The organism is Nitrosomonas sp., assembly GCF_021731985.1.
Lineage (GTDB): Bacteria > Pseudomonadota > Gammaproteobacteria > Burkholderiales > Nitrosomonadaceae > Nitrosomonas.
This window is the reverse complement of the sequence record NZ_JAKFWH010000043.1, coordinates 25,325-38,548: the sequence shown is the minus strand read 5'-3', so window position 1 is coordinate 38,548 and position 13,224 is coordinate 25,325. Positions and strand designations below refer to the sequence as shown.

Genomic DNA, 13,224 nt, shown 5'->3' with positions numbered 1-13,224 from the left:
CTAAATGACATCATGGCATTTACAGGTTTTGCGCTGGAGCTTAATTATTCTGCTTATAACAATCTGGGAGTTTTCTATTAAATATGGAGCAATAGATGTCTATTATTTTAGTTCGCCCAGCCTCATATTCAGAAACTTCCAATTTTGGTTAGAAGAAGATCTAATTTTCAAGCATTTGAGTGTGACATTATCAGAAGCAGGAGTTGGTTTCATATCGGGGTTGATATTGGGAATTACATTAGGCTTCTTATTTGCCGCTAATCCGAGAATTGATGCCATTTTACAACCCTTTATTACGATAATGAATGCAATGCCCCGTATTGCTTTTGCACCATTAATAATTCTTTGGTTTGGGTTTGGGTTTCTCTCTAAAGTTGTTATTGTGATCTCCCTTGTCTTTTTTGTAGTTTTCTTCAATACCTACCGTGGTTTCAAGGAAATCAATCCGATATTACTTAAGAATGCAGCTGTATTAGGAGCTACTCGCTACCAAATTCTAAGGCACATTTATCTTCCTGCCACTGTGTCTTGGACATTCGCCAGTCTTCGTGTCAGTGTTGGCTTTGCCATTATCGCGGCAATTCTAGGTGAGTATATTGGTTCCAGTGCTGGCATTGGTTTTCTCATTAACAATGCTCAATCAAATTTCGATGCTACTGGTGTCATGACAGGATTGGCTCTTTTGACAATTGTTGTTGCTATCCTCGATGTTCTTCTTAAACGCATTGAATCACATTTCACTAAGTGGCAGGTTGTTGACCAATCGGAGGAAAGTAAAATATGAAAAACTTATCATTCATCATATCTTTATTCTTTTTATTAATATCAAGTAATGTCTTGTGCCAGCAACCTCATCTTGAAAAGATAAAAATTGCAAGTGGCGGACACTTAGTACACTTTATGCCTTTCGATCTTGCTGTTGCGAAGGGTTTTTTTATTGATGAAGGCTTGGATCCAGAAATCATTTTCTTACAAGGTGGAACTGCTACTGCCCAAGCACTTTTGGCAAATCAAGTAGACTTTAGTCTCAATAGCATAGATCACGCATTTAAAGCAGCAATTCAAAGAAAAGATAATTTGCGGATGGTAGTATTGCTCAATAAGCTTCCTGGTATGACATTAGTTGTAGATTCAAGATTGCGCAACGATATTAAAGATATATCTGATTTGAAAGGAAAATCTCTTGGCGTCACTTCTAAAGGCTCTGCTACACACATGGTTTTGGCATCGTTGCTTAGCAATGCTAACATAAACCCTGCTGATGTAACTATTTTTGATGTTGGATCTTCAACTTTTCCTCCAGCGCTGAAAAATCAGCAAATTGTAGGAGGAATCGCCTTAGAGCCCTTTGCATCTACCCTAGTTGAGCAAGGAAAAGCTTTCATTCTTGCTGATTTGAACACTTTAAGAGATACAGAACGTTATTTAGGTGGAGTATACAACCAAGCGGGTGTCTTAACGCGACAGGATGTTATCGACAATCGCCCTGATCTAGTGCAGAAAGTAGTTAATATTCATATCCGTGCACTCAGCTGGATTAGAGAACATACTCCACAGGAAATCACTGATGCTTTACCAGGAAAAATTGTTGGGTCAGATAAGATTAGATATGCGAAAACGCTTGATAAGCTGAAGGAATTTTATAGTTTGGACGGAATCATTAATCCCAAAGGAGTAGAAAATGTGTATCATTCTATGATGACATCAGGGACTCTTGCCAATAAAAATACCATTCTAAATCGAGAAAAATTTTTTACTAACTACTTTGTCGAAAAATCGCAATCTGACTCTATAATTAAAAAAAACATATCAACAAATAATAATGAATAATGCTTCATTTAAACCTCAAGCTTCTTGAGCAATCCACTTGCGTAAATGAACTATTTTGGGCTGCAATTAGCGCTCTTATTGGCGCTTTTATTGCTTTTATTTTTTGGTTTGTCATAAAAAGACCTGAGGAAATAGAACAAAAGGCGGAATTAGAAAAAATAACAGCTCGTTTGGATGAAGCTAACCGAAAGTTAAATGAAGACGAAAACACACAACAAAAGAAATTGGGTTTTGTACCCATAACTGTAGGATTAAAATCGTTTGAAGATCGTATTTGCCAAAGAATGAGCACTGCTAATAAAAGCGTCAAGCTTTGTCTTTCAACTCCGCTAATATACTCATTAAAAGCTCATCCATGGAGAACATATAGTCGGAAATCTTTAAATCAAAATTACTCTGACTACTGGCCAAACGATTTCTGTGAGGAATTTAGGAAAATTCTTATTAAACATAGAAACACATATCAGGAACGACTTGAGGTTGAATTAATATTTCTCGATGAAAGATCAATTAAAAATCTCCTTCAAGAATTGAATCCTAGTGTACCTTATGCTGAATATAGCGAATCACTCAACTTCTTTATTGATGAAGTACTGAGAAATGATGAGAAAGCAGGCGAAACACTGTGTAAATTAGATGTGCATCGCGTCATGAAAATTCCTTTTTACCTTGCATTATTCGATGTTGAAGAGGAAAAAAATAGTAGAGGTATTGTGGCATTTGCAAATGACCGCACTTTGCTTCATGAACACAAGAGTAATAAAACAACTCAAGATCTTAATGGAACCAGAAATCTTGCTGAGAATCTACAGTCTTATGAATTTACTAACCCGGCTGTTGTTCGATTCATGAACCAGTTATTTGATCAAACAAAACTCTTGAGTGATCAGCAATTAACAAGTTTTTTAGAGATTTGTATTACTAATGGTTTTTCTTGGTCTGCAATTGCTCATGGAGTTTCTGGCGATGGCAAGGAATTGAAGCCCCATGCCACTCTGCTTCATACTACTGGGAGTATTGACACTAAACTATGACATTAACTATTGCATTACGAGGTTATCATTGGTCACAAGGGGAATTGGAGACAACATCTCCAGAAGGTATTTTTTATCTTGCCCTCAACATGACATCGGCATGTAATTACCGTTGCCCTTATTGTTTCGTGGGATTGAAGAACCTTAGACCCTCACCAAATGAGCTTAATGTTGACGAAAAGAAACGCTTGATAAATCAAGCAGCGAACTGCGGTGCCAAGGTTGTAGTTATGCCAGGTCGAGGTGAACCATTAGCCGATCCAGATTTCTGGAGCATCCTCGAAGAAGCAAATCGATCTGGTCTCTGGGTAGTAGTTTATACTAATGGTCATTTCTTGGATCGTGAAAAGATTATTCGCCTTAAACAGGCGGATATTTCGCTTTATCTCAAAGTGGATTCCTTTGATGAAAAGATTTATGAAACAATGGTTGGTAAGAAGGGTGTATTCGCTCGCATTCGAAGAAACCTTGATTTACTCGTCGAGCACTTCCACGAGCCACTGATTGATAACAACAGAATCATTTCTCGAGTTGGAATTAATTCGGTTGTCTCCGTTCAATCTGCGGCTTCTATACCAGAGATAGATGAATGGTGTGCTGATCGTCAGATATTTTATACTTGTCGTTCACCAGTTAAGGTTGGTGAAGCCGATCTAACTTGGAATTTTTTGGTAGAAAAGCAAGCCGATAAATTGCGAGCTATAGGACGCAAATATGCTGATCGAAATTTCACTTCTGCAACTGAAGCAGGGCAATGTGGCATTTACAGATTTGGGATTACAGTTGAGAATACTGGTGAAATTTATGTCTGCCCAGATGCGCGAGAGGGATTTGGACGCATCGGAAACATTCGTAATCAGTCTCTTCATGAACTCATCCGCAGACGAAATACGCTTTATCCACTTAATTCCTCCCCCGGGTATTGTTTTGTAAAATCCTTAAGGAATCCTGAAGAGCAGGCAACTTCAGCTGAATCACAGTCTAAAACTACGACAGAATCTATTCCTATTTTCTCGATTAAATCAAATTTAGGCTTGTGATTTTATATCTAAAATCTATGCAAAACTTCTAAAGAATAGACTAATTATCATTACTGATCACAATTAAATAACTACTGATCAGAACAGGTAGTTGTCTAGTTTTTACAAATGAATACTGCGCCCGCCATCCACAGCAATAATCTGCCCGGTGATATAAGGGGCATCGACAATCAGAAACTGCACTGTTTTGGCAATATCATCCGGTTCGCCGCAGCGTTTGAGCAGTGTACTGGCGATAATATGTTGGCGCGCCGCTTCGTCGGCCCACTCCCCATCTTCCGGCCATAAAATAGGCCCTGGCGAAACACCATTGACACGCACGTCGGGCGCCATTTCCACGGCCAGCGACTTGGTCAGTGATAATAGCCCGCCTTTGGCAGCATTGTAGATTACGTAATTCTTTAATGGCCGTTCGGTATGGATGTCGACGATATTCACGATGCAGCCACGTTGCACTTTCAGAAATGGAGCTGCCGCTTGGGATAAAAACAGTGGCGCCCTAAGATTGCTGCCAACCAGATCGTCCCAATCTTCCAGCGTACAGTGCTGAAGTAGTGTCGGGAAAAAACTCGAGGCGTTGTTAATCAATACATCCAGTTGCCCGAACCGATTGGCTGCCTTTTCGATCAATTCGGGCAATAATTCTGTGTCGAGCAGATCTGCCTGCACCAAAGCCACTGAATCGGGACGCTTTTGAGTTAATTCATCGTACAATACCTTGGCTTCATCGAGTGAAGACCGGTAATGCACAACCAATCTGGCACCTTGTGCATGCAACCTGCGGCAGATGGCGGCACCCACCCGCTTTGCGCCACCAGTAACCAATATCACTTTCCCTTGCACATACGCCTCCTTCAAAGTGCTGCTAAACTATGGCTCGTTTCATTGACAACTTTTGCAATTTACCACAAAGAAATATTCCTGCTTATGTCTTTACATGCCACCTTGCCGCCTGCCAGTGAAATCGCACTGGCTCACAGTCACGCTGTACAAACGTTAATTCGCGATAAAATTCATGCAGCGGGCGGTTGGATTTCATTTGAGCAGTTTATGAATCTGGCGTTGTATGCACCGGGAATGGGTTATTACAGTAGCGGAGCAACCAAACTGGGCAGCGCGGGTGATTTTGTCACGGCACCGGAAATTTCTTCGTTGTTTGGCCGCACATTGGCATTACAGGTTTTACAGATTTCCCAACAAATTAAACACGCTGATATTCTCGAATTTGGTGCCGGATCCGGAAGATTGGCACTGGATATACTGCTCGAATTGGAAAAATCCAATGCTTTACCTGGAAAATATTTTATTCTGGAAGTCAGTGCCGAACTCCGGCAGCGGCAACAAGCACTGTTCACCAATAAAGCGCCGCACCTTGTGCAGGTAATCGAATGGTTAGAGCAATTACCCGCTCAATTTACTGGCACCATTCTCGCCAATGAAGTGCTGGATGCAATGCCCGTCCATATTGTGACGTGGCATAATAATGAGTTGTTTGAACGCGGTGTTACTTGGCAAAACAATCAGTTTGCCTGGCAAGATCGCCCTATTAATCATGCAGAACTCAGTCACAGTGCCAGACAGTTACTGCCTCAGATCAATCCGGACAATCGCTTAGCCTATTCCTATGTAAGCGAAATTAATCTTACCGCTGGCCACTTTATGCGTAGCCTGACAAGCATCTTACAACAAGGCGTCATTCTATTGATTGACTATGGTTTTGGCCGTAGCGAGTACTATCATCCCCAGCGCAATCAAGGCACACTGATGTGCCACTACCGGCATTATGCACATGATGATCCGTTTTACCTGCCTGGCCTGCAAGATATCACCAGCCATGTTGATTTTAGTGCAATCACTCAGGCTGCGGAAGATAGCGGATTACCACTTTTAGGTTATACCACCCAAGCTTATTTTTTGATTAATTGCGGCATTACCGGAATCCTTGCACAAACACCCGCAGAAGATACGAACAGCTTTTTGCCACAATCCAGTCAACTGCAAAAACTGATCAGCCCTGCTGAAATGGGTGAATTGTTTAAGGTCATTGCTTTTGGAAAAAACTTTTCTGAATCCCTTATCGGGTTTAGTGCTGGTGATATGAGTCGTTTATTATAAATTTTTAGTAAAGAAAACGAAAATAATGCCGATATCAAATTCGGCAAATTTTCTCATAGTTTTAGCCATCGCTTTTCAACGAAATTTCTTGTAGTGCAAAAGCTCGCAAAAAGCAGAGTTGAGTAAGCACTACACCCTAAACTAAAATCTTGAGATCGGATTAATGTTGATTTTTAACAAGCTGGAATTCAGCCAGAACTTCCGCAGTATCCTAGAGCAAGCTGGGCAAATTCCTCCATTTCCAGAGACTGCTCGCGAACTTTTGAAGCTACGTAATAATCCCGATGCGAATCTAGAACAACTCACCGGCTTAATTGAAAAAGACCCCAGTTTGGCAGCTTTTATTCTAAAGTATGCCCGCATGTCTATTTTTGGCTACGGCAACCGGATTACTTCTGTCCATCATGCCATATCTTTGGTATTAGGTTTTAATACTGCACTCAATCTTACGATGAGTATTGCCTCGTCGGGTTGTCTCAAGCTACCCAATCATGGCGCACTGGGCCGTGTTCGTATCTGGAGCCAAACATTGGAATGCGCCGCATTATGCCGCGAACTCTGTCATATCATGACAAAGAAAAACCTTATAAACTGTGAGCTTATTTATCTCAGCGGGTTATTCCACAATTTTGGATATCTATTATTTGGGCATCTCTACCCTAAAGAATTCTCTTATCTAAATGATTTGGTTACTCGCTATCCGGGGCAGGATGCGCGCTCACTCCAGTTACAGGTTTTCGGTATCACACATGATACAATTGGCATGTATCTGATCAAATCATGGAATTTACCGGAAGAGATTGCAATCACCGTAGCTGAACAACACTTCCCGGATTACTCTGGGAAACATGCGTCTTACGTCAAGCTGATCGCCGTTGCCAATCGGTTACTACAAAATCCTATGTTGACTGATGGCTGCCCCTATGTCGACACGACAATACTCATGGGAAGCCTAGGAATCAATGAATTGGAAGCTAACGCGGCGCATGAGAAAGTCCATGGGTGTCAAAGCGAATTTCTCACACTGGCCCAAGAGTTGGTAGCTTAGAAGGATCAAGGATCAACAGTGCGATCTACCGTCGTCAGTGTAATCGACTCCCAATGACAATTTTAACTTTTCAACCTGTATTGAGTTAAACTAGGCATTTATGCCTAATTTTTATCATCCCGATCAAATTATCCGTCCGGAAATTCTCGCGCTTTCCGCTTATCATGTACCGCCTGCAACAGGCATGATCAAGCTGGACGCGATGGAGAACCCATACCCGTTACCACTCGTAATACGTGACGAAATTGCACAATTAACGGCAAATGCGCCGGTAAACCGCTATCCCGATGCAAGTGCCGCTCAACTTAAAGCAACATTACGTCAGGCTTTGGCTATTTCCGATGACATGGATATCCTGCTAGGTAATGGATCGGATGAAATCATCCAGATCATTGCCATGGCACTAGCTCGGCCTGGTGCAGTATTAATGAGTGTTGAGCCTGCATTTGTCATGTTCAAAATGATCGCCGCATTCGCAAACATTCAATATGTTGGAATACCTTTACAAAAAGATTTCTCGCTCGATTTGGGAACCATGTTAGCCGCAATTGCAGAACATAAACCTGCCGTCATTTTCCTGGCCTATCCTAACAATCCAACCGGAAATTTATTTGACCCCGCAGCTATTTTAAGCATTATTCAGGCAACTTCTGGCATTGTTGTTGTCGATGAAGCTTACCATGCATTTGCTGATGCAAGCTTTATGGATAAACTAGCCCAGCACCCCAATCTATTGTTAATGCGGACACTGTCCAAGTCAGGATTGGCCGGCCTAAGACTGGGGCTATTAATCGGCCGGTCTGAATGGTTAGTGCAACTGGAAAAGGTGCGTTTGCCTTATAATATTGGCATAATGACGCAATTAATTGCTGAGAAGGTATTGCACCATACCGCAGTATTATCAGAGCAAGCGGAAGCGATCAAGTCGGAACGCACAAAAATGAGAACATTTCTTGGTACAATAGCAAATATTGAGGTATATCCTTCGGACGCTAATTTTATTTTGTTTCGTATCCATGCAGCCAGCCAAATCTTTCAGGCACTTAAGCAACGCAAGATACTCATCAAGAATCTTGATGGCACACATCCATTATTAGAAAATTGTTTGCGTGTAACGGTAGGTACACCCGATGAAAACTCTCAATTTTGCACAACATTACACACCATACTGAGTGAATCAGTTTAAAATCCACTCAAATTCCTTGTATTAATCAAAGATTTTATTCTATGCGCCGGGCACAAGTTACACGAAATACGCTGGAAACTCAGATCAGCATCAATCTGAACTTGGATGGAACAGGCAAATCTGTTCTGGAAACAGGCGTGCCTTTTCTGGATCATATGCTCGACCAGATTGCTCGCCATGGCATGATAGATCTTGAAATTATTGCCAAAGGTGACTTGCATATCGATGCACATCACACGGTGGAAGATATTGGCATTACTTTTGGCCAAGCCTTTATCAAAACAGTAGGGGACAAAAAAGGATTGCGCCGCTATGGGCATGCCTACGTACCGCTTGACGAAGCGTTGTCACGTGTAGTCATAGACCTATCCGGGCGTCCCGGTTTGGTATTCAATGTTGATTTTGTCCGGGCGCGTATTGGTGATTTTGATGTCGATCTCATCCATGAATTTTTTCAGGGATTCACTAATCATGGCTTGATAACGCTGCATATCGACAATATCTCCGGAACGAATGCGCACCATCAGGCTGAAACCGTGTTTAAAGCGTTTGGGCGTGCGTTGCGCATGGCTATAGAACATGATTCAGCGGCAAGCGGGATTATTCCATCCACCAAAGGCACTTTATAAGTAACCTTGTTTAACCACATCATTGTATGACTGATATCGTAATTGTTGATTATGGAATGGGAAATTTACGTTCCGTACAGAAAGCGTTTGAACATGTTGCACCGGCTGCCTCGATTGCAGTCACCAGCGATCCGGATATCGTGCGGAAAGCCAAACGTGTCGTCGTACCAGGACAAGGCGCCATGCGCAATTGCATGCATGAGCTGGAAATTCGTGGATTACGTGAAGCCGTCATGGAAGCAGCTGTTCACAAACCGTTTCTTGGCATCTGTATCGGCTTACAAATGTTGTTTGAAGAAAGTGAGGAAGGACATGTGAAAGGTTTAAATATCCTGCCTGGCAAGGTCGTGCACTTTCCTGCCACGGCCATGACGACAGCAGACGGACAAAAACTTAAAGTACCGCATATGGGCTGGAATCAAGTTTATCAGGCTATCGAACACCCTTTATGGGAAGGTATCGCAGAAGATGCGCGTTTTTATTTCGTGCACAGTTATTATGTCGAGACCACTGATTCCGCATCAATCGCAGCACGAAGCAATTATCCTTTCCCATTTACTTGTGCTGTTACAAAAGATAATATTTTCGCTGTACAGTTCCATCCAGAAAAAAGCCAATTGGCAGGATTAACCTTATTAAGTAATTTTGCCAAATGGACACCCCATTTCCAAAACTAGAAAGTAATAAATTGACTCTATTAATCAACTATTAACTCTGATTAAGCCATGCTGATTATTCCTGCAATAGATCTCAAAGATGGACACTGTGTTCGTCTCAAACAAGGCGTTATGGAAGATGCGACCGTATTTTCCAAAGAACCCAGTGAAATGGCAACACATTGGTTAAGCCAAGGTGCGAGGAGACTTCATCTTGTCGATTTAAACGGTGCATTTGCCGGCAAACCAAGAAATGAAGCAGCAATATGTGAAATTGTGCGAGCCATTAATAACCAGATTCCAATTCAACTGGGCGGCGGCATTCGTGATCTCGATACAATCGAACGTTATCTGGACAATGGTATCACCTACATCATTATTGGTACTGCAGCGATTAAAATTCCCGGTTTCTTGCAAGATGCTTGCAATGCCTTCCCGGGCCAGATTATGGTTGGATTGGATGCAAAAGATGGCAAGGTTGCTGTTGATGGCTGGTCTAAAATAACCGGGCATGACGTAGTCGATCTGGCAAGAAAATTTGAAGGCTACGGCGTAGAAGCGGTTATTTACACCGATATCGGCAGAGATGGCATGCTCAGCGGCATCAATGCCAAGGCCACAGTTGAATTGGCCAGAGAATTAACCATACCAATCATTGCCAGCGGCGGGATTACCAATATTGATGATGTGCACATACTGTGCGAAATTGAATCAGAGGGTATTATAGGTGCAATTACCGGCCGCGCTATCTATGAAGGTTCGCTGGATTTCAAGGAAGCCCAGATTTTGGCTGACAAACTGAGTAAGAGTACCGGTATCTCATAAAATAAGCCCTTGCAACTGAAGATTATTACAATTCATCCCCCTTATTCTCACAACCGGTTTTTAAAACTGATGAGCCTCGCTAAACGTATTATTCCATGTCTGGATGTAACCAATGGACGTGTTGTTAAAGGTGTTAACTTTGTTGAATTACGTGACGCAGGTGATCCGGTAGAAATCTCACGCCGCTATGATGAACAAGGCGCTGATGAACTGACTTTTCTGGACATCACAGCCAGCTCTGATAATCGCGATCTAATTCTGCATATCATTGAGGAAGTCGCTGCGCAGGTATTTATTCCGTTAACCGTTGGCGGCGGTGTGCGTCAGGTTGCTGATGTTCGCCGGTTACTCAATGCCGGCGCTGATAAAGTTAGCATCAACACATCGGCAGTACTGAATCCGCAACTGGTTGCCGATGCCTCAGATCATTACGGTTCTCAATGCATCGTTGTGGCGATTGATGCCAAGCAAGTTAGCTCAGCCGGAGAGTCGCCACGCTGGGAGGTTTTTACCCATGGCGGACGCAAAGTAACCGGTATTGATGCCATTGAGTGGGCAAAAAAAATGCAATCCCTGGGAGCCGGTGAAATTTTACTCACCAGCATGGATAGAGATGGCACACGTAACGGTTTTGATATCGCCTTGACCCGCGCTGTTTCAGATGCGGTTGATATACCGGTTATTGCCAGCGGCGGCGTTGGCAATCTGGATCATTTGGTTGCAGGCATTCTGCAAGGACATGCAGATGCTGTATTAGCAGCTAGTATCTTTCACTATGGCGAATTTACCGTGCAGCAAGCCAAACAGTATATGGCACAGCATGGTATTGAAGTACGGTTATAGTGTTAGAATTGTTGGCGGAATTTGTAACATAACTCTAAAAAGTCCTAATTTATTTATGCCTGATACCTGGCTTAGCAAAATCAACTGGTCTGAAGATGGACTGATACCAGTGATCGCTCAGGAAGCGGATAGTGGTAAAATTCTTATGGTTGCGTGGATGAACCGGGATGCACTTAAGCTGACGGTAGAAAAACGTGAAGCAGTATACTGGTCACGTTCGCGCAAAAAACTTTGGCATAAAGGTGAAGAATCTGGTCACATTCAAAAAATAAAAGATATCTATTTGGATTGTGATGAAGATGTACTGCTTCTCATCGTGGAACAAATTGGAGGAATTGCCTGCCATACCGGCAGACACAATTGTTTCTTTCAGAGACTGGAAGGTAATGAGTGGATCATCGCAGCTCCCGTTATTAAAGATCCGGAAGAAATCTACAATAAATGAGTGACATAACTATTCTTCGCCGCCTGGCAGAAACCATTGAATCACGTAAATCAGCCGATGCAAACAGCTCATACGTAGCCAAGCTGCTTCATGGCGGGCAAGATAAAATACTCAAGAAAATAGCGGAAGAATCTGCTGAGACATTGATGGCTTCGAAAGATGGTAATGCAGAACAGGTTATTTATGAAACAGCAGATTTGTGGTTTCATTGCCTAGTATTACTCGCCTACCATGGACTTACGCCGGATGATGTTTTGAAAGAGCTGGAAAGACGCGAAGGTGTATCGGGTATTCAGGAAAAAGCATCACGAACAACGGATTAAAAAATGGATAACTGTATTTTTTGCAAAATTGCAAGAAGAGAAATTCCTTCTAATAAAATCTATGAAGATGAAGAAATTATTGCCTTTAATGACATCAACCCCGTTGCACCTGTTCATTTCTTGCTGATTCCTAAGCTGCATATTGATTCACTCGCCGATGTTCAAGATAATCATCAGATTTTATTAGGTAAAATGCTATTATTGGCACAGAAATTGGCAAAAGAACAAGGCTGCGAAGATGGCTTCCGCACCATTATCAATACCGGCCGTGTAGGTGGCCAGGAAGTATTGCATTTGCATTTCCATATCATCGGTGGCCGGGAACGCCTGCCCGGAATGATTCATCATGGCTAGGCCAGTACTGTTCCATTTAAAAGGAGAAAGTAATGGGCACATTCAGCATTTGGCATTGGATTATCGTATTGGTCATTGTTGTTCTGGTATTCGGTACAAAGAAATTACGCAATCTGGGTAATGATCTGGGAAGCGCCTTAAAAGGATTCAAAGAAGGCATGAAAGAATCAGATACTGAAAATACTCTATCGCAATCAACCTCTATGAATGAATCAGTGATAGAAGTCACGGCAAGCAAGGAAGCTTCCGTGAACACCTTCAAAGACAGCAAATCAGCAACTGAAACCAGAAACAGCGCACCACAGTCAACCAGCGTAAATAACCAGATAACAGACGCAGAAATCAAGGAAAAAACGCAAACTAGAACGTAGATATTCCATTAATCTGCGAAATTTCTAGGCATAATTAGGTCTGACCGATGATTTCATTAATCCAGTCTCAATCAGCAAAACAACATGTTTGACATCAGTTTTATGGAACTACTGGTCATTTCTATGGTTGCATTGATCGTGATTGGACCCGAACGGCTACCCACTGTAGCGCGTACATTGGGAAATTTATACGGACGCTGCCGGAACTTCGTGTATAGCGTTAGAACCGACATCCATAATGAAATGCGTATGGAAGAACTGAAGAACATGCAATCTTCGGTGCAGGAAACGGTTCAATCCATTGAAGATTCCGTGCAACAAGGCGTTGATCAGTTAAAAACAACCGTTGCTGATGTCAAAACTGAAGATAATTCGCCTGTAAACCTGTCCACATCACAATCTCATGAAGAATCCGGGCAACCGGTCTCAGGTAGCAATGAATCTTCCAACAACTCCCTTGATAACGAAAAAAAATAGTAGTCCGGCTGTCTATATGATGTCTATTGATGCTCATTTAGCGTACCC

The 13,224-nt window shown here is 42.3% G+C and carries 17 protein-coding genes; 16 read left to right on the top strand and 1 reads right to left on the bottom strand.

Going from position 1 to position 13,224, the window contains the following annotated elements; genetic code table 11:
- The first annotated feature begins 4 nt into the window (after positions 1–4).
- The 4 genes from QZ942_RS05670 to QZ942_RS05655 are packed head-to-tail and all read left to right on the top strand — an operon-like array spanning position 5 to position 3,904.
- Positions 5–784, top strand: a complete 780-nt coding sequence (locus tag QZ942_RS05670) for an ABC transporter permease (protein WP_292993718.1) — start codon at positions 5–7, stop codon at positions 782–784.
- Positions 781–1,830 (top strand): ABC transporter substrate-binding protein, encoded by a 1,050-nt coding sequence (locus tag QZ942_RS05665; protein WP_292993717.1) that lies wholly within the window; start codon positions 781–783, stop codon positions 1,828–1,830. Before QZ942_RS05670 ends, QZ942_RS05665 begins: the two co-directional genes overlap by 4 nt.
- A complete protein-coding gene (locus QZ942_RS05660; protein ID WP_292993716.1) occupies positions 1,830–2,864 on the top strand; it encodes a hypothetical protein in 1,035 nt (344 codons plus the stop codon). Before QZ942_RS05665 ends, QZ942_RS05660 begins: the two co-directional genes overlap by 1 nt.
- Positions 2,861–3,904, top strand: a complete 1,044-nt coding sequence (locus QZ942_RS05655; protein WP_292993715.1) for a radical SAM protein — start codon at positions 2,861–2,863, stop codon at positions 3,902–3,904. The genes QZ942_RS05660 and QZ942_RS05655 overlap by 4 nt, the downstream gene beginning before the upstream one ends.
- Positions 3,905–4,006: 102 nt before the next feature.
- Here the strand turns inward: QZ942_RS05655 and QZ942_RS05650 are convergent, their stop codons facing one another.
- Complete coding sequence (locus QZ942_RS05650) at positions 4,007–4,747, bottom strand: pteridine reductase (protein WP_292993714.1); 741 nt, start codon at positions 4,745–4,747, stop codon at positions 4,007–4,009.
- 84 nt (positions 4,748–4,831) lie between these two features.
- On the opposite strand from QZ942_RS05650, the gene QZ942_RS05645 reads away from it, so the two are divergent.
- The 12 genes from QZ942_RS05645 to tatB all read left to right on the top strand — a co-directional run bounded on the left by QZ942_RS05645 (position 4,832) and on the right by tatB (position 13,176).
- Positions 4,832–6,019, top strand: a complete 1,188-nt coding sequence (locus QZ942_RS05645) for an SAM-dependent methyltransferase (RefSeq protein WP_292993740.1) — start codon at positions 4,832–4,834, stop codon at positions 6,017–6,019.
- A 163-nt stretch (positions 6,020–6,182) separates the two neighbouring features.
- Positions 6,183–7,067, top strand: coding sequence for an HDOD domain-containing protein (locus QZ942_RS05640; protein ID WP_292993713.1), 885 nt, complete (start codon positions 6,183–6,185; stop codon positions 7,065–7,067).
- Positions 7,068–7,167: 100 nt separating this feature from the next.
- Positions 7,168–8,253 carry a histidinol-phosphate transaminase gene (gene hisC / locus QZ942_RS05635; protein ID WP_292993712.1) on the top strand — a complete coding sequence of 362 codons (1,086 nt, stop codon included), beginning with the start codon at positions 7,168–7,170 and terminating at the stop codon, positions 8,251–8,253.
- A gap of 41 nt (positions 8,254–8,294) precedes the next feature.
- Positions 8,295–8,882 carry an imidazoleglycerol-phosphate dehydratase HisB gene (gene hisB / locus QZ942_RS05630; RefSeq protein ID WP_292993711.1) on the top strand — a complete coding sequence of 196 codons (588 nt, stop codon included), beginning with the start codon at positions 8,295–8,297 and terminating at the stop codon, positions 8,880–8,882.
- Between the two features lie 26 nt (positions 8,883–8,908).
- On the top strand, positions 8,909–9,559 hold the full coding sequence (gene hisH, locus QZ942_RS05625) for an imidazole glycerol phosphate synthase subunit HisH (RefSeq protein WP_292993710.1): 651 nt from the start codon (positions 8,909–8,911) through the stop codon (positions 9,557–9,559).
- A 48-nt stretch (positions 9,560–9,607) separates the two neighbouring features.
- Entirely contained in the window at positions 9,608–10,363 is a 756-nt protein-coding gene (hisA, locus tag QZ942_RS05620) for a 1-(5-phosphoribosyl)-5-[(5-phosphoribosylamino)methylideneamino]imidazole-4-carboxamide isomerase (protein ID WP_292993709.1), read from the top strand.
- Between the two features lie 69 nt (positions 10,364–10,432).
- Positions 10,433–11,206: an imidazole glycerol phosphate synthase subunit HisF gene (gene hisF / locus QZ942_RS05615; protein ID WP_292993739.1), complete on the top strand. Its 774-nt coding sequence runs from the start codon at positions 10,433–10,435 to the stop codon at positions 11,204–11,206.
- A 55-nt stretch (positions 11,207–11,261) separates the two neighbouring features.
- Positions 11,262–11,651, top strand: coding sequence for a phosphoribosyl-AMP cyclohydrolase (gene hisI, locus QZ942_RS05610; protein ID WP_292993708.1), 390 nt, complete (start codon positions 11,262–11,264; stop codon positions 11,649–11,651).
- On the top strand, positions 11,648–11,974 hold the full coding sequence (locus QZ942_RS05605) for a phosphoribosyl-ATP diphosphatase (protein ID WP_292993707.1): 327 nt from the start codon (positions 11,648–11,650) through the stop codon (positions 11,972–11,974). Before hisI ends, QZ942_RS05605 begins: the two co-directional genes overlap by 4 nt.
- 3 nt (positions 11,975–11,977) lie before the next feature.
- Complete coding sequence (locus tag QZ942_RS05600; protein ID WP_292993706.1) at positions 11,978–12,328, top strand: histidine triad nucleotide-binding protein; 351 nt, start codon at positions 11,978–11,980, stop codon at positions 12,326–12,328.
- A 32-nt stretch (positions 12,329–12,360) separates the two neighbouring features.
- A complete protein-coding gene (gene tatA / locus QZ942_RS05595; RefSeq protein ID WP_292993705.1) occupies positions 12,361–12,699 on the top strand; it encodes a Sec-independent protein translocase subunit TatA in 339 nt (112 codons plus the stop codon).
- 84 nt (positions 12,700–12,783) lie between these two features.
- Complete coding sequence (gene tatB, locus QZ942_RS05590; RefSeq protein ID WP_292993704.1) at positions 12,784–13,176, top strand: Sec-independent protein translocase protein TatB; 393 nt, start codon at positions 12,784–12,786, stop codon at positions 13,174–13,176.
- Positions 13,177–13,224 lie beyond the last annotated feature (48 nt).

Bases quoted from the DNA above. Each gene is read 5' to 3' on its own strand.
- QZ942_RS05670 (WP_292993718.1), top strand. From the start codon at position 5: ATGACATCATGGCATTTACAGGTTTTGCGCTGGAGCTTAATTATTCTG.
- QZ942_RS05665 (WP_292993717.1), top strand. From the start codon at position 781: ATGAAAAACTTATCATTCATCATATCTTTATTCTTTTTATTAATATCA.
- QZ942_RS05660 (WP_292993716.1), top strand. From the start codon at position 1,830: ATGCTTCATTTAAACCTCAAGCTTCTTGAGCAATCCACTTGCGTAAAT.
- QZ942_RS05655 (WP_292993715.1), top strand. From the start codon at position 2,861: ATGACATTAACTATTGCATTACGAGGTTATCATTGGTCACAAGGGGAA.
- QZ942_RS05645 (WP_292993740.1), top strand. From the start codon at position 4,832: ATGTCTTTACATGCCACCTTGCCGCCTGCCAGTGAAATCGCACTGGCT.
- QZ942_RS05640 (WP_292993713.1), top strand. From the start codon at position 6,183: ATGTTGATTTTTAACAAGCTGGAATTCAGCCAGAACTTCCGCAGTATC.
- hisC (WP_292993712.1), top strand. From the start codon at position 7,168: ATGCCTAATTTTTATCATCCCGATCAAATTATCCGTCCGGAAATTCTC.
- hisB (WP_292993711.1), top strand. From the start codon at position 8,295: ATGCGCCGGGCACAAGTTACACGAAATACGCTGGAAACTCAGATCAGC.
- hisH (WP_292993710.1), top strand. From the start codon at position 8,909: ATGACTGATATCGTAATTGTTGATTATGGAATGGGAAATTTACGTTCC.
- hisA (WP_292993709.1), top strand. From the start codon at position 9,608: ATGCTGATTATTCCTGCAATAGATCTCAAAGATGGACACTGTGTTCGT.
- hisF (WP_292993739.1), top strand. From the start codon at position 10,433: ATGAGCCTCGCTAAACGTATTATTCCATGTCTGGATGTAACCAATGGA.
- hisI (WP_292993708.1), top strand. From the start codon at position 11,262: ATGCCTGATACCTGGCTTAGCAAAATCAACTGGTCTGAAGATGGACTG.
- QZ942_RS05605 (WP_292993707.1), top strand. From the start codon at position 11,648: ATGAGTGACATAACTATTCTTCGCCGCCTGGCAGAAACCATTGAATCA.
- QZ942_RS05600 (WP_292993706.1), top strand. From the start codon at position 11,978: ATGGATAACTGTATTTTTTGCAAAATTGCAAGAAGAGAAATTCCTTCT.
- tatA (WP_292993705.1), top strand. From the start codon at position 12,361: ATGGGCACATTCAGCATTTGGCATTGGATTATCGTATTGGTCATTGTT.
- tatB (WP_292993704.1), top strand. From the start codon at position 12,784: ATGTTTGACATCAGTTTTATGGAACTACTGGTCATTTCTATGGTTGCA.